The following is a 20,009-nucleotide window of genomic DNA, read 5'->3' as shown; positions in this document are numbered from 1 at the left end:
GCCGGCACCGGAGCGGCCCGCGCCGACCCCTACCCCTCCGCCGGCGCCCACCCCCGTACCGGACCGGCCGGCGCCTCCCGCGCCCTCCCCGTCGGCCACGCCCACGCCCCGGCCGTCGCTGAGCCCGGTGCACTACCCGCGCTACCGCGCCGCCCCTCCGCAGCAGCGGTCCTCGCGGGGGGCCACTTCACCGCTCGTCTTCGTCCTGCTCATCACGGTGCCCGCGGTGGTCGCCGTCGCCGCGCTCCGTGCGCGCTGATCCTCTGGAGCCTGTCTTGCCGGAATGGCTTGTTCTCACCCTCGCGATGGTGGCCGCCGGTGTCGTGGTGGTCATCATCACCTTCGTGCGGCACCGCCGGGCGTCCGACGACGAAGACATCACCGAGACCCCGGACGTCATCGAGTACATGACGATGTGGATCGGCGTGGTGTACGCCATCGTCCTGGGCCTGGCCATCGCGGGTGTCTGGGAGGCGCGCAGCGCCGCCCAGGACCACGTCCAGGCGGAGGCGGTCGCGCTGCACGAGATCTCGGAACGCGTCCGCGTCTACCCGCCCGACGTCCGTGACCGCATCCGGGAGGATGTCAACGCCTATGTCGGACACGTCGTCACCACCGAGTGGAAGGCGATGGCCGACCGGGGCGAGGTGACCGAGCGCGGCACCGAGCTCCTCGACCGCGTCCGCGCGGACGTCACGGACTACGAGCCGAGGACGGACTTCGAGGCCCAGGCGTACCAGCCGCTCGTCGACCAGGTGACCGCCGCGGACCAGGCCCGCATCGCCCGCGCGGAGTCGACCGGTGCGACGATGCCGGGCGTGGTGTGGTTCGGCCTCATCGCGGGCGGTGTCGTCACGGTCGGGATGGTCTTCGCGCTGCAGATCCGGCGCACGGCACGCGAGCTGATCCTGGCCGGGCTGTTCTCGGCGCTGATCGCCTTCCTGCTCTTCCTCATCTGGGACTTCGACGCACCGTTCAGCCGCGGTGTGGCGGCGTCGACGGACCCGTTCCTGAACCTCTTCCCCGGAGCACGGGACTGAGGTTCCCCGCGTCAGGGGGCGCCCGACACGCCGTCGGCGTCCCCTGAGCGGCCCACACATCTGCCCCATTCGCGCGACTGCGATCGCGGCGGACCCTCCGGGTTCCTAGCGTTTCGGACATCGAGGTGCATTCCTGGCGCGAGCGGTACAGGTCCGCCCGCTGCTCCTCGGGACCCGGAGGATTCACATGCGCGCGATACCCGCCGCCTCGGTCGCACTGCTGGGCGTCGCCGCCCTGTCCGCCTGTGTACCGGCCCACGGTTCGACGTTCGGCTTCACGCTCAGCCCCGCCACCGTGGCGCCCGGCGGGGAGGTGACGCTGGGGGTGGGCCGCGGGGCAGGCGGCTGCGAGGGCCGCGTCACCGTCTCGTCGGCGGTGTTCGACACGGTCACCATCCCGCGGCGCGAGCATTCGGCGACGGCGGAGGTCGACCGGGACGCCAGACGCGGGGCGGTCTACGAGGTGAAGTTCGCCTGCGACGGCAGGACCGAGACCCTGGACCTGACCATCGCGGGCGGCCACTCCGGCCACCCCACGCACCAGCCCCGCCACCCCGACAAGGGCGTCCACGCCGGCGAGGGCGGCAGCGTCGCCGGGTTCGACGTGACGGAGATCGGGCTCGGCGCCCTGCTCGTCGCGGGCTCGGTCGGCGCCGCGTGGCACCTCTCGCGCCGACGCTCCGGCGAGGGCGCGGCCTGAGCCCGCGCTGACACAGGAGTTCGCCCCGGCCCCTTCGCGGTCCGGGGCGAACTCCTGTGTCGGCTCAGTAGCGGCGCTCGGCGCGGCGGCGCATCCAGAACAGGCCGCCACCGGCGACGGCCGCGGCGACGAGTCCGCCGCCGATCGCGATGTCGGTCGAGGTGGCCCCGCTGGTGCTGCTGCCGCCGATGCCGCCGCGGACGCCCCCGATGACGGTGAAGGCGGCCGGACGCGTCAGGCGCCGGCCCGAGCAGTTGACGGTGATGTCGTACGAGCCCGGGCGGGCGTCCTCCTTGATGGTGGCGGTGCCCTTGGACGTCTCGTTGGCGCCCTTGACCGGGGTCAGGTGGGTCGTCCGGAAGGCGTCCGAGGTCATCGTGCCGCCCTGGGGGCAGCCGTCGACCGTGACGGTCATCTGGCCGCCGCGGGCGATCACACTGGGCAGGGCGACGATGTTGCTCGGCTGGTTGTGGTCGCCGCCCGCGGTGGCCGTGGGGGCGGCCAGCCCGAGGACAGCGACCGCGGCGCCGGCGGCCGCGAGGGCACGAGTGTTGCGCATGTGATCCTCCGCGAAAGACGCCCCGGGACCCGTCCCCGGTCGATCGGCGAGAAAGCGTCTCCCAGAAAGACCCTCAGTTGCCCCGCGCGGGGCCGCATTTCGGGAATGGTCCGTCCTGGTGAGGGGCGTACCGGGCCGGAACCGCGGGAGCCGATATCGCCGCAGGTCACGGACCGTCAGGAGATTCCGTCCGGCCGCGTCCCGGATGGCTCACCGGGGGACGGCCCCGCCACCCGTTCGCCACCGCCCCGTCGCCGGTCGCCCGCGCGGCGCTTAGCGTGCCCGTATGCGCGAAAGACACGGCGACGGCCGGGTCGAGAGGGGAAGGCCGATGGACACGTCCGAGTGGGCCGAAGAGGAGGAGCGGCGCAGGAAGCGTGCTCCCTGGGGCGTGATAGCGCTGGTGCTGCTGACCGGGCTCGCGCTCATCCGGAACGGTTCGGGGGAGTTCGACCAGGGCCCGCCGCAGCCGGCGTCGGCCGCCGCCTCCGACACCCGCGCCGCGGACGAGGCCCAAGCCGCCACGGGGCTCGCCCCGCTGTCGTACTCGGTGCCCGACCGGGTCGGCATCCCCGCCATCCAGGTCGACGCGCCCGTCATGCCGGTCGGCCTCGACGCCGAGGGCTGGGTCGACGCGCCGCCCCCCGAGGACCCGAACCTGGCGGGCTGGTTCACCGGCGCGGTCACCCCGGGCGAGAAGGGCACGGCGGTCGTGGTCGGCCACGTCGACAACCAGCAGGGTCCCGCCGTCTTCTACGGACTCGGTGCCCTCAAGAAGGGGAACAAGGTCGAGGTGCACCGCCAGGACGGGAAGACGGCGGTCTTCGAGATCTACGGCATCGAGGTGTTCGCGAAGGACGACTTCCCCGGCGACCGGGTGTACGCCTCCAAGGGGAGCCCCGAACTGCGGGTCATCACCTGCGGCGGGGGTTTCTCCAAGCAGAACGGTTACGAGGGGAACGTCGTCGCCTTCGCCCGCATGACCGAGGTCCGCTGAGCGGACCCCGGTCCTCGGGCGCGGCGGGCGTCAGACGAACCGGCGGCGGGGGACGGTGAGGTGGTAGCCGGAGTCCAGCAGCTCGGGAAGGTACCTGCGCAGGGCCCGGACGCTCTGCGAGCGGTCGCCCCCGGCGTCGTGCGAGAGCACCACGACGCCGGGGGCGGCGCCGTCCTCGACCCGCTCGACGATGGTGCCGGTGCCGGGGGTGGTCCAGTCGAGGGTGTCCACGGTCCAGGCGAGCGGCTCCATGCCCAGCTCCGCGCCGAGCTGGAAGGCGGCGCGGTTCCACGCCCCGTAGGGAGCCCGGAACCAGCGGGGCGCCTCCCCGTAGGCCTGCTCGACGACCTCGCACGTGCGCTCCATCTCGGAGCGGATGCGGCGCCGGGTCAGCCGGGTCAGCAGCGGGTGCGACCAGGTGTGGTTGCCGACGACGTGCCCCTCGTCGGCCATCCGGGACAGCAGGTCCCGGTTGTGGTCGGCCATCTCCCCGCAGACGAAGAACGTCGCGCGCACGTCGTACTCGGCCAGCGTGTCCAGGATGTCCGGGGTGTAGCGGGGGTCGGGTCCGTCGTCGAAGGTGAGCATCATGATCCGGCCCCGGCCCGACACCCGCAGGATCGGCTCGCTGCGCACCGGGGGCTGCCGGGGCGCGTTTCCGGGCGCGCCGTATCCGGTCAGGGGCTGGAGGCGGTAGGCGGACGGCTTGAGCGGGCGGCGTGCCACGGGGCCCGGGGCGGGCGCGGCCGTCGGGGCCGGCCCGCCCCCCGGGCCCACCGCCAGTACGCCGGCGGTGCCGGCCGCTCCGACGGCCGCGGCACCGGCCAGCAGGGCGCGGCGCCGGGTGAGCAACTGATCCTTCTGCATGACTCATCAGTCGCCCGGCACGGGTCCGGCGCACCTGAGAAACACCGGGGCGGCGGCATGGAACCACCCGCACGGAGCAGAACCGGGAGCGCCTCCGATAGCCTCGCCGCGTGACGGAACAGCACGCCCAGCGGTTCGAGCGGGGCACGGACGGGCCCAAGGTCATCGTCGTCGGGGTGGACGGCTCCGACTCCTCGCTGCGGGCGGCGGCCTACGCCGGCGGTCTGGCCCGGCGCCAGCGCGCGCTGCTCGCCGTGGTGTACGTGCAGCCGGTGCTGGCGGCGGGTGCGGCGCTCGGGGCTCCGGTGGCGGAGACGACCGACGAGATCGCCGAGGACCTGGTGGCACAGATCCGGGAGGCGGCCGAGCGGGCCAAGGGGATATTCGACGTGCGCTGGGAGTTCCACACCTTCCGCGGCGACCCGTACAACGGTCTGGTGAAGGCGGCCGACGAACTGACGGCCGACGCCGTCGTCGTCGGCGCGTCCGAGCAGGCCGGGCACCGGATCGTGGGGTCGGTCGCGGTGCGGCTGGTGAAGGCGGGGCGCTGGCCGGTGACCGTGGTGCCGTAGCACCGGTCTTCGTGGCGTGTGCGTCGTGCTTCCCCGGCAGGCGTGTGTGAGTCATCATGATCCACCGTCAGCCGTTTGCCGTTCACAAAGAGGTGAGGCGCATGGCCGGGTTCCGCATGGGCGAAGGTGTTCTCCGTCGCAAACCCATCGAGCAGATCGAGGACACGGAGGGCGGTGAGGGCGCCCGCCTGCAGCGGACGCTGGGGCTGTGGCAGCTGACCGCGATCGGCGTGGGCGGCATCATCGGGGCGGGGATCTTCACCCTGGCCGGCACGGTGGCCAACGGCACGGCGGGCCCGGCGGTCCTCGTCTCCTTCCTCATCGCGGGCGTCGCGAGCGCGGCGGCGGCCCTGTCGTACGCCGAGTTCGCCGGCATGATCCCGAAGGCGGGCTCCGCCTACACCTACGGGTACGCGGTCCTCGGTGAGCTGGCGGGCTGGTTCATCGGCTGGGACCTGCTGCTGGAGTACACGGCGATCGTGGCGGTGGTCGCGATCGGAATCTCCGGCTACTTCAGCTTCCTGGTCGGGGAGATGGGCGCCGACATCCCCAACTGGATGCTGGGCGCGCCCGGTACCGGCGACGGCCACCGGGTCGACCTGTTCGCCGCGCTGCTGTGCCTGCTCATCGCGTACCTGCTGAACCTGGGCATCAAGAACGCGGCCCGGTTCGAGATGGTCGTGGTGGTCCTGAAGGTACTGGTGGTACTGCTGGTGATCGCGGTCGGCGTCTTCCACATCGACACCTCGAACTACGACCCGTTCTTCCCGTACGGGGTGGGCGGGGCGTTCACCGGCGCGGCGACGGTCTTCTTCGCGGTCTTCGGCTACGACGCCATGTCGACGGCGGCCGAGGAGTCCAAGGACGCCCAGCGGCACATGCCTAAGGCGATCATCTACTCGCTGATCATCTCGATGGTGCTGTACGTGGCGGCCTGTCTGGTGCTGACCGGCATGCAGAACTACCCGGACATCGACCCGGAGAGCGGCTTCTCGACGGCCTTCAAGTCGGTGGGGCTGAGCGGTCTGGCCGACGTGATCGCGGTGGGCGCGATCATCGGCATCCTGACTGTGATGTTCACGTTCATGCTGGGCGTGACCCGGGTGTGGTTCTCCATGTCGCGCGACGGGCTGCTGCCCAAGTGGTTCGCCAAGACGCACCCGACGCGGCACGTGCCGACCCGGGTGACCTGGATCGTCGGTGTCGCGTCGGCGCTGATCGCCGGGTTCCTGCCGATCGGCGAGGCGGCCGAGCTGACCAACATCGGCATCCTGCTGGCCTTCGTGGTGGTGTGCGCGGCGGTGATCGTGCTGCGCTACCGGCAGCCGGACCTGCCGCGCACCTTCCGGACGCCCTTCATGCCGTTCGTGCCGGCGCTGGGCATCGTCTTCTCGGTCTGGCTGATCACGTTCCTGCAGTGGCAGACGTGGGCGCGGTTCGCCGTGTGGTTCGCGCTCGGCCTGGTGATCTACTTCGGGTACTCGTACCGGAAGTCGGAGCTGGCGCGGCGGGGTTAGAGGCCGTCCAGGAAGCCGGAGACGATCTCGTTGAAGGCTTCCGGCCGCTCCATGTTCGGGTAGTGGGCCGTGCCCTCGACGACGACGGAACGGCCGTCCGGGACCGTACGGGCGAGCCGTTCCGCCTCGGCGATCAGGTCGGGCGCGTCCAGGGCGCCGTTGACCGTGAGGACCGGTACGTCGATCTTCGGAACGCGGGACCAGGTGCCGGTCATCGGCACGTGGTGGTTCTCCTCGTCCGGGGTGTGCTTGGCGAGGGTGCCGAGGGCCATCTCCCGCAGCCGGGTCAGGACGGCGGGGTCGATGTCGTCGAGGGTGCGGTGCTCGCCGGGCACGAAGCGCAGGAACGCGGCGAGCCAGCCCTCGACGTCGCCCGCGCCCAGGGCGCGGGCCTGGTCGGCCTGCACCTGCCGCACCCAGGGGTCGGTGTACTCGAACTCGCTGGTGGCCGCGCCCGAGACCACCACCGCGCGGACCAGTTCCGGGTACTCCAGCACCGTGTCGGTGGCGATGGCCCCGCCCATGGAGACACCGACGAGCACCGCGGGCCCGGCGTCGAGGTGGCGCAGCAGGGCGGCGAGGTCGTCGGCCCAGCGGAACGGCCGGGTGGCGTTGGCCGAGGCGCCGTGACCGCGGACGTCCGGCGCGATCACCCGGTGTCCGGCGGCCAGGACCGGGATCTGGGCGTCGAAGACCCGGTGGTCGACGAACCCGGAGTGCAGCAGGACGACCGGGTCCCCGGTCCCGGTGTCGCGGTAGGCGAGGTCACCGTCCGAGGAGGCGAAGAAACGCATGTCCGAAGCAGCCGTCATGACAACCAAGGTGTCATTCTGCGTCCATTTTGGCAACCCAGGTGTCATCATGGCGGAGTGAAGGACACCGACACGCCCCTCCCACCGGACGCGCTGGCCCGGCGGCTCACCGAGGTCTACGACCTGGTCGGCCCCCTCTACCGGCGCGCTCAGCGCAGCGTCGAGCAGGGTCTGGCCACCCACGGCCTGTCCGTCGGCGTACGCGCCGTGCTGACGCTGCTGCACCGCAACGGGCCGATGACCGTGCCGCAGATGGGCCGGGCCCAGGCGATCAGCCGGCAGTTCGTGCAGCGCATGGTCAACGAGGCAGCGGCGCAGGACCTGGTCGAGACCATCCCGAACCCGGCGCACCGACGGTCGTCGCTGGTCCGGCTGACCGGGCCGGGCCAGGACGCCGTCACCGCCGTACTGGACCGGGAGCACCGGCTGCTGCGCGACGTCGGCGGCGACCTCACCGACACCGACGTCACCACCTGCCTGCGGGTGCTCGGGGCGATGCTGACGGCCCTGGACCATCTGGACGACGCCTGACCTCCGCGCTACTTCCCCATCACCAGCCCGTCCTCGGCCGCGCCCCGGCTGAGCACGACGTCGCGGATGCGGTCGCGCACGGCCTTCACCTCGGCGCCCTTGTCCAGTGCGCGGTTGAGGTTCACCACCCGGCCGGCGTCGACGTCGAACAGCTGCGGGACGAACTCGGCCTTGGTCACCCGCCAGCGCTCGCCGGGCCGCTCGGGCGGGGCGAAGGTGAAGCGGCCGATGGACGACTGGTTGCCGCGCGGGTCGCGTTCGCCGTCGCCGTTGATCATCTCGCCCGCGATCTGGTCGCCCATTCCGTAGACCACCCAGGTGCCGTTGACCTTCTCGTACGCCTGGGGCACGTGGGCGTGGGTACCGAGGATCAGGTCGATGGCGGGACGGTCGCCGGCACGGGCGGCGGTCAGGCGGCGGGCCAGCGTCAACTGGTCCTGGTCGGGCTCGTCCTGCCATTCGGTCCCCCAGTGCAGGGACACGACGACGACGTCCGCGCCGGACTCCCGGGCGGCCCGGGAGTCCGTGACGATCCGCTCCTCGTCGATCATGTCCACCGCCCAGGGCTGCCCGTCGGGCAGCGGGTGGCCGTTGGTGTGGAGGGTGTAGGCGAGGTGGGCGACGTCGGCCCGGCCCGCGCGCAGGACGGTGGTGGTGCGCGCCTCGGCCTCGGAGCGCGCCGTCCCGGCGTGCCGCACACCGGCGCGGTCGAGGGCGTCCAGGGTGCGGCGGATGCCGTCGGCGCCGTCGTCGACGCTGTGGTTGGAGGCGGTGGAGCAGCCGTCGTAACCGGTGGCGGCCAGCGCCTTGGCCACTTCCGGCGGGGACTTGAACAGGGGGTAGCCGCTGTAGTCGCCGTTCGCGCCGTAGACGGTCTCCATGTGACACAGGGCCAGGTCGGCGCCGGAGACCACGGGCCGGGCGCCCGCCAGCATGGGGCGGAAGTCGTAGCCCGTGCCGCCCGCGTCGAAGCGGGCCCGGTCGATGATCGAGTCGTGCGGCAGGACGTCGCCGGAGGCGACCAGGGTGAAGGAGCCGTTGTCCGCGGCGGACGGGGCCGGGGCCGGCGGCTTCGGCTTCGGCGGTTCGGGGTCGCGGGCCTGGCAGGCCGCGCCCGCGGTGAGGAGGGCGGTCAGGGCCAGGGCCACCTGCCGACTGCGTGTGATCATCCGTTCACTCCGCTGGGGTCGCACACACCGAGGAAAAGTCACATTTACTTACAAACAGGTAATGGGTCCCTTGTGGCCCCGGGCGGCTCCGACACGCTCATTAGCCCGTCCGGCGTGCGCGAGCGGGGTGTGCCGACCGTTCGTCGAACCGTTCGTCGACGCGATCGACCGTCCGTCGCACACCCGTGCGCGCGCCCTGTCCCCCGGCGGCACCCTGCGGTGCCATACGGCCATGACGGCCGGAATCACCCTGATGGACAGGACCAGCGAGACGACCGCCGAGCACGAGCTCGCCGCACTGCAGCGCGAGCACGGCCGGCCGCTCTTCGCGCTGCTGCTGCGGCTCAGCGACGGGGACCGGCAACGCGCCGAGGACCTCGTGCAGGAGACCCTGGTGCGCGCCTGGCAGCACCCCGAGGCACTGCGCGCCGACGACTTCGACTCCGTACGGCCCTGGCTGCTCACCGTGGCCAGGCGCCTGGCGATCGACGCGCGTCGGGCCCGGCAGGCGCGCCCCGCCGAGGTCGGCGACGCCGTGCTGGAGAACGCGCGGGTCTGCGCCGATCACGCCGAACGGGCCGCCGCCGCCCTGGACGTGCGCGAGGCTGTGAAGACTCTCACCCCCGAGCACCGTGAAGTCCTGGTGCTGGTGTACTTCCAGGGGGCGAGTGTGGCGGAAGCCGCGGCAGCCCTGGGCATCCCACCCGGTACCGTGAAGTCCCGCGCGTACTACGCGCTGCGCGCCCTGCGCAGGGTGCTACCGGGATACGCCGCCGACCTGCGGTGAAACCGACCGTATGGTCAAACCTCCGTAAAGCGCCTTGCCGTGGACCCCGGTTGAGTAATCGGCTGTCCTCATCCGTGTTCCGGACGGGGGCCCACGACCCGGGTCGGGCGACGCGCACGCACCGGAGGAAGGCAGGAAGGAATGCTGCACAGAGGTCAAGAGAGCACGGACGGCACCGGCGGGGGCGAACTGGCCGTCCCCATGGCGTGGTTGTACGCCGAGTACATCGCCGACGAGCTGCTGCGGACCGGCGACCTGATGCCGCCGACGTCCTTCGAGTTCCGCGCCGGACGCGACGCGCTGGCGCTGACCGTCTTCCTGTCCGACACCGAGGACGAGCTGAGCGGCATCCGGGTCATCACCCGGCTGGAGACCTGGCTGTCGCTGACCGCCTACGACCAGCCGTGGCAGGAGTGGGTGCGTGTGCGCCTCGCCGAGGTCACGGCCGACGCCGTCGCCGCCGGCCGGCACTCGCCGGACCTGGACATGGCCCGGGCCGCCTGGCGTTGGCTCGAGGAGACCGAACTGCTCGCCCCGGACCTGAACGCGGTGCCCGGCGGGGCGCCGGTGACCGGCGAGGACGAGGGACCGAAGGTGTGGACGCCGGCCTGGCAGCTGGGGCTGCCGCTCGGCCACCTCGCCATCCACCTTTTCTGATTCCTTCGAGCGGGGACCAATCCGCCGGCTCCGCCGCTCCGAACCCCTTGGTTGCGATTCTGTACGTGGCTTGAGTGATTCGGCCTCCCGGTGCGTACGGGTGGGAGCACGGAGTAACCCCACCCGCACCCAACGGCACGAGGATTCGGCATGAGGTCCCTGGAAAGCCATCGTGACGTCGGCGCCTACGCGCTCGGCGTGCTGGACGAGGCGGACGCGTTCCGCTTCGAGGACCACCTCATGGAATGCCCGCGGTGCGCGACGCAGATGACCGAATTCGGTCCCGCCACCCGCCAGTTGATGCTGTACCGGCAGGCCACTCCCCGTCCCGTCCACCCCGTGCCCCGGCCCGGCCCGCGCCTGCTGGACCGGCTGCTGACCGAGGTCGCCGCGCTGCGCCGGTCGGGCCGCAGGCGCGTGCAGTACGCCGTGGCCGCCGCCGTCGTGTGCGCCGTGGCCGGCCCCGGCGCCGTCCTCTACGCGGGCCAGGCCGACGCACCAGCGGTCCGGCTCACCGCGACCGACGAACGGTCCGGGGTGTGGGCACGGGTCTCGGCCGAGGACCACGCCTGGGGCACCGGAGTGGAACTCACCGTCAAGGACGCGGCGGGCCCGCGGCCCTGCCGGCTGGTCGCCGTCGGCCGCGACGGCACCGAGCAGACGGTCACCAGCTGGATGGTCCCCGGACACGACGCCCGGCCGAACACCATGCGCGGAGGGGCCGCCCTGCACCCCGACCAGATCGCCCGCTACGAGGTGCGGACCGCGGACGGGGAGCGCCTGGTGACGCTGCCCGCCGGGTGACACCGCGCCGGGTGACCGTCACTTCAGCAGCCGGGACAGCCTCCGGTCGGCCAGTGGCTTGCCGCCGGTCTGGCAGGTCGGGCAGTACTGGAGCGAGGAGTCACTGAAGGAGACCTCGCGGACGGTGTCGCCGCACACCGGGCAGGGTAGGCCGGTGCGGCCGTGGACGCGCAGCCCGCTCTTCTTCTCGGACTTCAGCCGGCCGGCCGCGACGCCCCGGGAGCGCTCGACGGCCTCGGTGAGCGTGGTGCGCAGGGCCGCGTACAGCCGCGCGGTCTCCTCGTCGGTGAGCGAGGCGGCCAGTTTGAACGGGGACATCCTCGCCGCGTGCAGGATCTCGTCGCTGTACGCGTTGCCCACGCCCGCGATCAGGCTCTGGTCGCGCAGGGCGCCCTTGAGCTGCCGCCGCTCGCCCCGGAGGAGGGCGGCGAAGCGCGCCTCGTCGAAGCCGTCGGCGAGCGGGTCGGGACCGAGCCGTGCCACGCCCGGTACTTCCCGCGGGTCGGCCACGACATACACCGCGAGCCGCTTCTGCGTGCCCGCCTCCGTCAGGTCGAAGCCGGCGCCCGTCTCCAGGGCGACGCGCAGGGCGAGGGGGCCCTTGCCGGGGCGGGGCGGGCCGCTGGGCAGGCTGTCCTTCCAGTGCAGCCAGCCCGCACGGGCCAGGTGGGTCACCAGGTGCGGGCCGTCGGCGGTCTCGACGTCGAGGAACTTGCCGTGGCGGTGGACGGCGGCCACCCGGTGGCCCTCCAGGGCGGTGAGCGGCGGGTCGTACGTCTTCAGGACGCTGATCGCCACCGGCAGGACCCGGACGATCTCGCGGCCGGTCAGGTGTTCGGTCAGGAAGTCCCTGAGCGCCTCGACCTCGGGCAGTTCTGGCATACGTCCAGAGTGCCACCGGGGACCGACGGTGCCAGTGGGACGGCCCGGACGCCGGGACTCAGCCCGTGCGGTGGGACACCAGGAACTCGGACCACACGCACTTGCCGCCGCCGCGCGCCTCCACGCCCCACACGTCGGCGAGCGTCTCGACCAGGAGCAGCCCGCGTCCCGAGACGCCGTCGTCCCCGGCCTCGCGGCGGCGCGGCAGCGCGCTGGAGGAGTCCTCGACCTCGACCCGCAGCCTGCGGTCGGTGCCGGTGAGCAGCCGCAGGGTGACGATCGCCGAGCCCTCGGTGTGCATGAGGGCGTTGGTGACCAGTTCGTCGGCGACCAGTTCGATCTCGTCGCTCTGCCCGGAGGCGCCCCAGGCGCGGACGGCGGCGCGGATCATGTGCCGGGCTTCCGTCAGCGCCTCGGGGTCGCCCGGCGACACGTGCTGCTGGAGCCGCCCGAAGGTCCTCGGGGCGCCGGTGCCGTGGCGGCGCAGCAGGAGCAGCGCCACGTCGTCGTCGCCGCGGCGCTCCTCGGCCACGTCGATGAGCCGGTCCGCCAGGTCCCGCACGTCCTGCGGGCCGGAGGCGACCAGCGCGGTCAGCACCTGGACGCCCTCGTCGAGGTCCGCGCCGGGCTGCTCGACCAGGCCGTCGGTGCACAGCAGCAGCGTGTTGCCCGGGTCCAGCTCCACGGTGGAGACCGGGTAGGCGAGGCGGCCGAACTCGGCGGACAGCCCGAGCGGCAGCCCACCCTCGACCGGGACACGGCGGCAGCTTCCGTCGCCGGAGCGCAGCAGCGGGTCGATGTGCCCGGCGCGGACCACCTGCACCACTCCGGTGGCCAGGTCTGCCTCCGCGTACAGGCAGGTCGCGAAGCGGTCGGTGTCGAGTTCGTGGAGGAAGACGGAGGCCCTGGCCATCACCGTGGCCGGCGGGTGGCCCTCGGCGGCGTAGGCGCGCAGCACGATGCGGAGCTGGCCCATGACGGCGGCGGCGTGCGTGTCGTGCCCCTGGACGTCGCCGATGACGGCACCGACCCGGCCGCCGGGCAGCGGGATCAGGTCGTACCAGTCGCCGCCGATGTCCCGGCCGAGGGCGCCGCCGATGGAGGCCGCGCGGTAGCGGACGGCGACGTCGCAGCCCGGCACGCTGGGGATGGTGCGCGGCAGCATCGCCTGCTGCAGGCCCTCGGCGAGGTCCATCTCCTGCTCGTAGAGCATGGCCCGCTGCAGGCTCTGCGCGATGCCGCTGCCGAGCGCGACGAGGACGTTGCGGTCCTCCGGGGAGAAGCCGTGCCGGTCGCTGTAGAGCAGTCCGATCGCGCCGATCGGCCGGGCCTGGGCGATCAGCGGGAGGTAGGCGGCCGCGGTGATGTTCAGGTGGGTGATGCCCTGCCAGAGCAGGGGATAGCGCTCGGCGAACTCCTGAGGCGACTCGATGAAGCGGGGGCTGAGCGTCCGTACCGCCTCGCTCATCGGGTAGGGCTCGTCGATCCGGGTGACGCGGGTGCCGGGGACGAAGCTGTTGTCGGGGCCGTCGGCGACCAGCCGGATGCGGCCGGCCTCGACCAGGCCCATGACGAGGCTGGTGGCGCCCAGCCGGGTGAGGCCGTGGGTGTCGCGCAGGACCTCGATGACCTCGTCCACCGTGCGGGCGTGCGCGAGGGCGGCCGTGGCGAGCTGGACGACGTTGGTGAGCCGGCGGCGGGCCTCGTCCTGGGCGGCCTGCTCGCGGCGGGACTCGATGTCGGCGACCTCCTGGGTGGCGTCGCGGACGATGCCGATGATGCGGCGGGGGCGGCCGGTCTCGTCCCGGCGGATGTAGCCCTGGGTGCGGGTCCAGCGCAGGGTGCCGTCGCGGCGGCGCAGTCGGAAGTAGGTGCCGTAGTTCTCGCTGCCGTCCTTCATGGCGCGGGCGACGATGGCGTCCAGGCGGCTGCCCTCGGCCGCCGGCACGCGCACCGACAGCGACTCGGGACGCCCGTCGTACTCCTCGGGGCGCAGGTCGAACACCTCGTGGGCCTGGGCGTCCATGTGGAACAGTCCCGTGTCCAGGTCCCAGTCGAAGCTGCCCATGCGGTTGAGCGCCAGGATCGGGTCCGGGTGGGCGGGCCAGTCCTCCGGGAGTGACGGGGCACTCGCTCCCCGATCAGCCATGGGCCCTACCTTGCCAGGATTCGCCCGATTCTTCGACTCCTGCTCCGCCGCCCGGGGCGTCGGACGGGGGCCCGCGGCCGGCCGGGGTACACAGGGCGTGACCGTACGAGAGGAGCGCGGCCGTGGAGTGGTTCACCGCACCCGACTACTGGACGGCCCGGCTGGTCTTCCAGCGGGGTCTGGCGGTCATGTACCTGGTCGCGTTCCTGACGGCGGCCCTGCAGTTCCGCCCGCTGCTGGGGGAGCGAGGTCTGACTCCGGTGCCGCGCTTCGTGGAGCGCGTGCCGTTCAAGCGGGCACCGAGCCTGTTCCAGCTGCGCTACTCGGACGGCCTCTTCGCGGTCGTGGCGTGGACGGGCTGCGCGGTGTCGGCGGCGCTGGTGGCGGGAGTGGACTCGCTGCTGCCGCTGTGGGGCGCGATGCTGCTGTGGCTGGTGCCGTGGGTGCTGTACCTGTCGATCGTCAACGTCGGGCAGACCTGGTACTCCTTCGGCTGGGAGTCACTGCTGCTGGAGACCGGGTTCGTCGCCGTGTTCCTCGGCAACGACGAGGTGGCGCCGCCGGTCGTCGTGCTGTTCCTGCTGCGCTGGCTGCTCTTCCGGGTGGAGTTCGGGGCGGGGCTGATCAAGATGCGGGGCGACGAGTGCTGGCGGAAGCTGACGTGCCTGGACCACCATCACGAGACCCAGCCGATGCCGGGCCCGCTGAGCTGGTTCTTCCACCACCTGCCCCGGCCGCTGCACCGCGCCGAGGTGGCCGCGAACCACGTGACGCAGCTCGTGGTGCCCTTCCTGCTGTTCGCCCCGCACCCCGTGTCGACGGCGGCCGCGGCGCTGATGCTCGCGACCCAGCTCTGGCTGGTTCTCTCGGGCAATTTCTCCTGGCTGAACTGGATCACCATCGTGCTGGCCCTGTCGGTGGTCCGCTTCCCGGCCGATTCGCCGTCCGTGGCGGCCGCGCCGCTCTGGTACGAGGTCGTCGTCCTGGCGGTGGCGGCGGTGCTGGTGTTCCTGAGCCACCGGCCGGTGCGCAACATGATCTCCCGGCGCCAGGTGATGAACCGCTCCTTCGACTCGCTCCACCTGGTCAACACCTACGGCGCCTTCGGCTCCGTCAGCCGGGTGCGCTACGAGGTGGTGATCGAGGGCACCGCCGACGAGGTGGCCCGCGCGGACGGGGACTGGCGGGAGTACGAGTTCAAGGGCAAGCCCGGTGATCCCCGCCGCTGGCCGCGCCAGTTCGCGCCGTACCACCTGCGGCTGGACTGGCTAATGTGGTTCGCCGCGCTGTCGCCGTCGTACGCCGGGTCGTGGTTCGGCACCCTGGTGGAACGGCTCCTGGAGAACGACCGGGCCACGCTGAAACTGCTGCGCCGCTCCCCGTTCCCTCCCGACGCGCCGCCGCGCTTCGTCCGCGCCCGGCTGTACCGCTACCGGTACACGACGTGGCGCGAGCTGCGGGAGACGGGCGCGTGCTGGGAGCGGACGTACGTGCGGGAGTACCTGCCGCCGACCCGGCTCACCACTTCCCCGTGAGCCGGGCCGGCCGGAGGCGCTAGGCGCGCTTCAGCCGCAGGGTCATCAGCTGGAACGGACGCAGGCTCACGGCGATCCGGTCGCCGTCCGGCCGGGGGGCCTCCGCGTCCGCGAGCGGGCGTTCCAGCAGGTCGGTCACCCGCACGTCCGCGACCGCGAACCCGGTGGTGAGCGTGGCGCGGGCCCGGCCGCCGTGGGCCTCGTGGAAGCGGACCACGACGTCGCCGCTGCCGTCGTCGGCGAGCTTGACGGCGGTGATCACGACCGCGTCCCGGTCGGCCGAGACCAGCGGCGCGACCTCGCCGGCGCCCGTCACGTGCCGCTCCGGCAGGTTGATCCGCCAGCCCTCGCGCACGGCGTCGCCGATGCCCGCGCCCGGCACCAGCGCGTGCCGGAAGCGGTGCACGCCCTGGTCGGTCTCGGGGTCGGGGAAGCGCGGGGCGCGCAGGAGGGAGACCCGCACGGTGGTCGTCGTGCCCTGGTCGCCCTCGCCGCGGACGGTGCGGGTCACGTCGTGGCCGTACGTCGAGTCGTTGACGACGGCCACGCCCCAGCCGGGCTCCTCCAGGTGCAGGAAGCGGTGGTTGCAGGCCTCGAACTTGGCCGCCTCCCAGCTGGTGTTGGTGTGGGTGGGCCGGTGGAAGTGCCCGAACTGGGTCTCGGACGCGTACCGCTCGGCGTGCACGTCGAGCGGGAAGGCGAGCTTGAGGAACTTCTCCGTCTCGTGCCAGTCGACCTCGGTGTCCACCTCCAGCCGCCGCTCCCCCGGCGCCAGCGTCAGCACCTGGGTGACGCGGGAGGAGCCGAAGGAGCGGGTGATCCGCACCGAGGCGCCGTCGTCGCCGGGGGCGACCTCGTCGGCGTCGGTGAGGTCGGTGACCGTGTTGCGGTAGAACTCGTCGACGTCCCAGGCGTCCCACATGTTCGGGAAGTCGGGGTGCAGCTGGAGCAGGTTGCCCGCCGCGCCCGGCGCGATGGTCTCGCGGTCGGCGGCGAGGTCGTACGCCGACACGACCAGGCCGCGTCCGTCGATCTCGACGCGGAGCCGGCCGTTGTCGAGGACGTGCCCGCCGCCCGGGCGCGGGGTCAGGTCGGTGCGGCCGTCGGTGGCGGGAGCCGCGGCCGCGCCCGACCGGACACCGGAGCGGGTGTGCGGGGCGGAGTTGAAGACCAGCGGGGTGTCGCCCTCGCCGGCCAGGGCGCGCTGGGCGGCCTCGATGATCCCGTCGAGTTCCTCGGCGACCTTGTCGTAGGTGGCACGGGCCTCGCGGTGCACCCAGGCGATGGAGGAGCCGGGCAGGATGTCGTGGAACTGGTGCAGCAGGACCGTCTTCCAGATGCGGTCCAGGTCGTCGTACGGGTAGGGGAACCCGGCGCGGACGGCCGCCGTCGCCGCCCACAGTTCGGCCTCGCGCAGGAGGTGTTCGCTGCGGCGGTTGCCCTGCTTGGTCTTGGCCTGGCTGGTGAGGGTGGCGCGGTGCAGTTCGAGGTAGAGCTCGCCGACCCAGACGGGCGGCTGCGGGTTCTCGGCCTCGGCCTTCTCGAAGAAGGCGTGCGGGGTCTCCCACTCGACCGTCGCCGAGCCTTCGAGGTCGCGCATCCTGGCCGCCTTGGCGACCATCTCGCGGGTGGTGCCGCCGCCTCCGTCGCCCCAGCCGGTGGGGGCGAGGGAGTGCCGGGCGACGCCCTTGTCCTTGAAGTTCTTCGCCGCGTGGGCGATCTCGCCGCCCTTCATGGAGCAGTTGTAGGTGTCGACGGGCGGGAAGTGGGTGAAGATCCGGGTGCCGTCGATGCCCTCCCAGCGGAAGGTGTGGTGCGGGAACTTGTTCGTCTGCGACCAGGAGATCTTCTGCGTCAGCAGGTACTTGGCGCCGGCCGCCTTGATGATCTGCGGGAGTCCGGCCGCGAAGCCGAAGGTGTCCGGCAGCCACGCCTCGTCGTTCTCGACGCCGAACTCGTCGAGGAAGAAGCGCTTGCCGTGCACGAACTGCCGGGCCATCGCCTCGGAACCGGGCATGTTGGTGTCCGACTCGACCCACATGCCGCCGGTGGGCACGAACCGCCCGTCCGCCACGGCCTTCTTCACCCGCGCCCACACCTCGGGCCGGTGGTCGCGCACCCACGCCCACTGCTGGGCCTGCGACATGGCGAAGACGAAGTCCGGCTCGTCCTCCAGGAGGGCGGTCATGTTGGAGGTGGTGCGGGCCACCTTGCGCACGGTCTCGCGCAGCGGCCACAGCCACGCCGAGTCGATGTGCGCGTGGCCGACGGCGCTGACGCGGTGCGCGGAGGGGACGGCCGGGGCGGACAGCACCTCGGTGAGGCGGGAACGGGCCTGCTCCGCCGTGCCGTTCACGTCCTGGAGGTCGACGGCGTCCAGGGCCTTGTCGACCGCGCGCAGGATCTCCCAGCGGCGCGGCGACTCCACGGGCAGCTCGGCCATCAGCTCGCCGAGCACCTCCAGGTCGAGCACCAGGTTCCACACCGTCTCGTCGAGGACGGCGAGGTCCATGCGGGCGAGGGTGTACTGCGGTTCGCTGCCCGCGGTGTCCTTGTCGCCGAGCCGGGTGGGCACGAAGGGGTGGTAGTCGAGGATGACGGGGTTGGAGGCCGCCTCGACGTGCAGGCGGACCTGCTCGCCGCCCTCGACGGGGGCGCCGATCCGCACCCACTGGTTGCGCGGGTTGAGTCCCTTCACCGGGGTGCCGTCGGGGCGGTAGACCAGCCCCTCGCACTGGAAGCCGGGCATGTTCTCGTCGAAGCCGAGGTCGAGGATCGCCTCGACGGTCCGGCCGGCCCACTCCATAGGCACGGTGCCGGTGACGCGGAACCAGCTGGTCCCCCAGGGCGCGCCCCAGCGGGCGCCCACCGCGATCGGCTCGGGGTCGGCCGCGAGTCCCTCCTCGACCGGCACGGGCTCGCCGGGCGCGTTCCAGACCGCCACGTCCAGCGGCACGGACTCGGGGTAGACAGCGGGGCGGATGCGCTCGTCGAGGACGCGCTTGAGACGGGCTTCGACCAGGTTGCGGTCGTCATGCATGCGGGTGCTCCGGGGTCGGGGGCGGGTGGTTGCCAGGGGTGGGTCACGACGACGGGGCCGACGTCAGGTACAGCTCCCCCGCCGGGCGCCGTCCGAATCGTCCGGGGCGGGGGCGGCGAGCACGTCGCCGGGAGTGACGACCTCGGTGATGCCGCGCGCGGCGAGGTGTCCGGTGTCGGTGGTGTGTGTGTCGAGGACGGTGGTGGGGCGGGCGCCGTCGGCGACCAGCCGGAAGAAGGCGTCGAAGACGGCGCCGCCGGGGGCGCAGGCCGAGCGGGCGGCGGGGTCGGCCGGCACGGCGAGGGCCGTGGTGCGGGCGGAAGCCGGACGGGCTGCGTCCCGGGCCGCGCGCGCCGCGCTCGCCAGGACCCGTGCCGTGTCCTTCGGGCGGCGGTCGTTGGTCAGCAGCCCGAGCCCGTACTCCAGCTCGGGGAAGTCGGCCAGGGCCCGGGACACGTCGTGGGAGCACCACCAGGTGACGCCCCACAGGCCGGGGCAGTCCAGCGCGTTGGCGATGGTCGCCTCGGTGAAGGCGGCGGCGTGCTCGGCGGGGACGAGCGGTGCGGGGGCGCCGACCTCCTGGAGCCAGACCGGGCGGTGCGGGTCGTCGGCCCAGGCCTTGCTCAGCTCGATCAGGTAGGCGGCGTGGTGCTCGCTCGGTACCGAGGTGCGGCCGTGACGCTGGGCGGTGCCGTTGAAGACCCAGGAGTGGACGGCCGTCACGGCGCCCCGCCGGGCGGCCTGGGCCGGGGTGAAGGGCTGGTCGTCCTGGTACCAGGTCGCGTCGTACTCGGCGTGCAGGTGCATCCGGCCGGGGGCGCCCTCCTCGCAGGCGGCCAGCATCCGCTCCAGCCAGGCGTCGATCTGGTCGCCGGTGGCCCGGTCCGGGTCGGGGTGGGGCCCGGCGGAGAACTGGTTGACCTCGTTGCCGAGGGTCATGCCGAGGAAGTTGGGCCGGCCGGCGAGGGCGGCGGCGAGGGTGCGCAGGTAGGTGGCCTGGCCGTCGATGACGTCGGGGTCGGTGAACAGGTTGCGGCGGTGCCAGGTGCGGGTCCAGGCCGGCAAGTAGTCGAAGCTGCTCAGATGGCCCTGGAGGCCGTCCACGTTGACGTCGAGGCCGCGTTCGCCGGCCGCGTCGACCAGGGACACCAGGTGCTCGACCGCCCGCTCGCGGATCAGGGAGCGGTTGGGCTGGAAGTAGGGCCACAGCGGGAAGACGCGGATGTGGTCCACGTCCAGTGCGGCGACGGAGTCGAGGTCGGCGCGCACGGAGTCCAGGTCGAAGTCGAGCCAGTGGTGGAACCACCCGACGCTCGGGGTGTAGTTGACGCCGAAGCGCACGGGAGCAGGCATGCAGTGTCCTTCAGTGTCCTTGTGAGGGGGAAGTGGGT

At 72.6% G+C, this 20,009-nt stretch carries 18 protein-coding genes; 10 read left to right on the top strand and 8 right to left on the bottom strand.

The window, feature by feature from the left end; all coding sequences use genetic code 11:
• Positions 1-275 precede the first annotated feature (275 nt).
• Both AMK11_RS18370 and AMK11_RS18365 read left to right on the top strand, forming a co-directional pair.
• On the top strand, positions 276-1,040 hold the full coding sequence (locus tag AMK11_RS18370) for a bestrophin-like domain (RefSeq protein WP_079187523.1): 765 nt from the start codon (positions 276-278) through the stop codon (positions 1,038-1,040).
• Between the two features lie 187 nt (positions 1,041-1,227).
• Entirely contained in the window at positions 1,228-1,740 is a 513-nt protein-coding gene (locus AMK11_RS18365) for a hypothetical protein (protein WP_073728452.1), read from the top strand.
• 64 nt (positions 1,741-1,804) lie between these two features.
• Here the strand turns inward: AMK11_RS18365 and AMK11_RS18360 are convergent, their stop codons facing one another.
• On the bottom strand, positions 1,805-2,299 hold the full coding sequence (locus AMK11_RS18360; protein ID WP_073728451.1) for a hypothetical protein: 495 nt from the start codon (positions 2,297-2,299) through the stop codon (positions 1,805-1,807).
• Between the two features lie 331 nt (positions 2,300-2,630).
• Here AMK11_RS18360 and AMK11_RS18355 point away from each other — a divergent pair, with 331 nt between their 5' ends.
• Positions 2,631-3,296 carry a class F sortase gene (locus AMK11_RS18355; RefSeq protein WP_073728449.1) on the top strand — a complete coding sequence of 222 codons (666 nt, stop codon included), beginning with the start codon at positions 2,631-2,633 and terminating at the stop codon, positions 3,294-3,296.
• A 30-nt stretch (positions 3,297-3,326) separates the two neighbouring features.
• Here the strand turns inward: AMK11_RS18355 and AMK11_RS18350 are convergent, their stop codons facing one another.
• Positions 3,327-4,163 carry a polysaccharide deacetylase family protein gene (locus AMK11_RS18350; protein ID WP_073728447.1) on the bottom strand — a complete coding sequence of 279 codons (837 nt, stop codon included), beginning with the start codon at positions 4,161-4,163 and terminating at the stop codon, positions 3,327-3,329.
• A 110-nt stretch (positions 4,164-4,273) separates the two neighbouring features.
• On the opposite strand from AMK11_RS18350, the gene AMK11_RS18345 reads away from it, so the two are divergent.
• A complete protein-coding gene (locus AMK11_RS18345; protein WP_073728445.1) occupies positions 4,274-4,735 on the top strand; it encodes a universal stress protein in 462 nt (153 codons plus the stop codon).
• 101 nt (positions 4,736-4,836) lie between these two features.
• Complete coding sequence (locus AMK11_RS18340) at positions 4,837-6,252, top strand: amino acid permease (RefSeq protein ID WP_073728443.1); 1,416 nt, start codon at positions 4,837-4,839, stop codon at positions 6,250-6,252.
• Here AMK11_RS18340 and AMK11_RS18335 read toward each other — a convergent pair.
• Complete coding sequence (locus AMK11_RS18335) at positions 6,249-7,064, bottom strand: alpha/beta fold hydrolase (protein WP_073728441.1); 816 nt, start codon at positions 7,062-7,064, stop codon at positions 6,249-6,251. The two genes, AMK11_RS18340 and AMK11_RS18335, sit on opposite strands and share 4 nt — an antisense overlap.
• A gap of 57 nt (positions 7,065-7,121) precedes the next feature.
• Here AMK11_RS18335 and AMK11_RS18330 point away from each other — a divergent pair, with 57 nt between their 5' ends.
• Positions 7,122-7,595 carry a MarR family winged helix-turn-helix transcriptional regulator gene (locus AMK11_RS18330; RefSeq protein ID WP_073728439.1) on the top strand — a complete coding sequence of 158 codons (474 nt, stop codon included), beginning with the start codon at positions 7,122-7,124 and terminating at the stop codon, positions 7,593-7,595.
• Positions 7,596-7,603: 8 nt separating this feature from the next.
• On the opposite strand, the gene AMK11_RS18325 is transcribed toward AMK11_RS18330, so the two are convergent.
• Positions 7,604-8,764 (bottom strand): CapA family protein, encoded by a 1,161-nt coding sequence (locus tag AMK11_RS18325; RefSeq protein ID WP_073728437.1) that lies wholly within the window; start codon positions 8,762-8,764, stop codon positions 7,604-7,606.
• A gap of 232 nt (positions 8,765-8,996) precedes the next feature.
• Here AMK11_RS18325 and AMK11_RS18320 point away from each other — a divergent pair, with 232 nt between their 5' ends.
• The 3 genes from AMK11_RS18320 to AMK11_RS18310 all read left to right on the top strand — a co-directional run bounded on the left by AMK11_RS18320 (position 8,997) and on the right by AMK11_RS18310 (position 11,012).
• Entirely contained in the window at positions 8,997-9,551 is a 555-nt protein-coding gene (locus tag AMK11_RS18320; protein ID WP_073729034.1) for a sigma-70 family RNA polymerase sigma factor, read from the top strand.
• A gap of 141 nt (positions 9,552-9,692) precedes the next feature.
• Positions 9,693-10,208, top strand: coding sequence for a hypothetical protein (locus AMK11_RS18315; RefSeq protein WP_073728435.1), 516 nt, complete (start codon positions 9,693-9,695; stop codon positions 10,206-10,208).
• A gap of 150 nt (positions 10,209-10,358) precedes the next feature.
• Positions 10,359-11,012: a zf-HC2 domain-containing protein gene (locus AMK11_RS18310; RefSeq protein ID WP_073728433.1), complete on the top strand. Its 654-nt coding sequence runs from the start codon at positions 10,359-10,361 to the stop codon at positions 11,010-11,012.
• Between the two features lie 18 nt (positions 11,013-11,030).
• Here the strand turns inward: AMK11_RS18310 and AMK11_RS18305 are convergent, their stop codons facing one another.
• Both AMK11_RS18305 and AMK11_RS18300 read right to left on the bottom strand, forming a co-directional pair.
• On the bottom strand, positions 11,031-11,894 hold the full coding sequence (locus tag AMK11_RS18305; RefSeq protein ID WP_073728431.1) for an Fpg/Nei family DNA glycosylase: 864 nt from the start codon (positions 11,892-11,894) through the stop codon (positions 11,031-11,033).
• A 58-nt stretch (positions 11,895-11,952) separates the two neighbouring features.
• A complete protein-coding gene (locus tag AMK11_RS18300) occupies positions 11,953-14,043 on the bottom strand; it encodes a SpoIIE family protein phosphatase (protein WP_073728429.1) in 2,091 nt (696 codons plus the stop codon).
• 122 nt (positions 14,044-14,165) lie between these two features.
• Here AMK11_RS18300 and AMK11_RS18295 point away from each other — a divergent pair, with 122 nt between their 5' ends.
• The gene (locus AMK11_RS18295; RefSeq protein ID WP_073728427.1) at positions 14,166-15,578 is read left to right on the top strand and encodes a lipase maturation factor family protein; all 1,413 of its coding nucleotides are present in this window, start codon (positions 14,166-14,168) and stop codon (positions 15,576-15,578) included.
• Between the two features lie 19 nt (positions 15,579-15,597).
• Here AMK11_RS18295 and AMK11_RS18290 read toward each other — a convergent pair whose 3' ends face one another.
• Positions 15,598-18,618 (bottom strand): alpha-mannosidase, encoded by a 3,021-nt coding sequence (locus tag AMK11_RS18290; protein WP_073728425.1) that lies wholly within the window; start codon positions 18,616-18,618, stop codon positions 15,598-15,600.
• A gap of 63 nt (positions 18,619-18,681) precedes the next feature.
• On the bottom strand, positions 18,682-19,971 hold the full coding sequence (locus tag AMK11_RS18285; protein WP_079187521.1) for a glycoside hydrolase 5 family protein: 1,290 nt from the start codon (positions 19,969-19,971) through the stop codon (positions 18,682-18,684).
• Positions 19,972-20,009: the final 38 nt, after the last annotated feature.

Origin of the sequence: Streptomyces sp. CB02414 (assembly GCF_001905385.1) — a bacterium.
In the GTDB taxonomy this organism is placed as follows: Bacteria; Actinomycetota; Actinomycetes; order Streptomycetales; family Streptomycetaceae; genus Streptomyces.
The sequence above is the reverse complement of the archived record's forward strand: the minus strand, read 5'-3'. Positions and strand labels throughout refer to the sequence as shown.

Bases quoted from the DNA above. Each gene is read 5' to 3' on its own strand.
- AMK11_RS18365 (WP_073728452.1), top strand. From the start codon at position 1,228: ATGCGCGCGATACCCGCCGCCTCGGTCGCACTGCTGGGCGTCGCCGCC.
- AMK11_RS18360 (WP_073728451.1), bottom strand. From the start codon at position 2,299: ATGCGCAACACTCGTGCCCTCGCGGCCGCCGGCGCCGCGGTCGCTGTC.
- AMK11_RS18355 (WP_073728449.1), top strand. From the start codon at position 2,631: ATGGACACGTCCGAGTGGGCCGAAGAGGAGGAGCGGCGCAGGAAGCGT.
- AMK11_RS18350 (WP_073728447.1), bottom strand. From the start codon at position 4,163: ATGCAGAAGGATCAGTTGCTCACCCGGCGCCGCGCCCTGCTGGCCGGT.
- AMK11_RS18340 (WP_073728443.1), top strand. From the start codon at position 4,837: ATGGCCGGGTTCCGCATGGGCGAAGGTGTTCTCCGTCGCAAACCCATC.
- AMK11_RS18335 (WP_073728441.1), bottom strand. From the start codon at position 7,064: ATGACGGCTGCTTCGGACATGCGTTTCTTCGCCTCCTCGGACGGTGAC.
- AMK11_RS18325 (WP_073728437.1), bottom strand. From the start codon at position 8,764: ATGATCACACGCAGTCGGCAGGTGGCCCTGGCCCTGACCGCCCTCCTC.
- AMK11_RS18320 (WP_073729034.1), top strand. From the start codon at position 8,997: ATGACGGCCGGAATCACCCTGATGGACAGGACCAGCGAGACGACCGCC.
- AMK11_RS18315 (WP_073728435.1), top strand. From the start codon at position 9,693: ATGCTGCACAGAGGTCAAGAGAGCACGGACGGCACCGGCGGGGGCGAA.
- AMK11_RS18310 (WP_073728433.1), top strand. From the start codon at position 10,359: ATGAGGTCCCTGGAAAGCCATCGTGACGTCGGCGCCTACGCGCTCGGC.
- AMK11_RS18305 (WP_073728431.1), bottom strand. From the start codon at position 11,894: ATGCCAGAACTGCCCGAGGTCGAGGCGCTCAGGGACTTCCTGACCGAA.
- AMK11_RS18300 (WP_073728429.1), bottom strand. From the start codon at position 14,043: ATGGCTGATCGGGGAGCGAGTGCCCCGTCACTCCCGGAGGACTGGCCC.
- AMK11_RS18290 (WP_073728425.1), bottom strand. From the start codon at position 18,618: ATGCATGACGACCGCAACCTGGTCGAAGCCCGTCTCAAGCGCGTCCTC.
- AMK11_RS18285 (WP_079187521.1), bottom strand. From the start codon at position 19,971: ATGCCTGCTCCCGTGCGCTTCGGCGTCAACTACACCCCGAGCGTCGGG.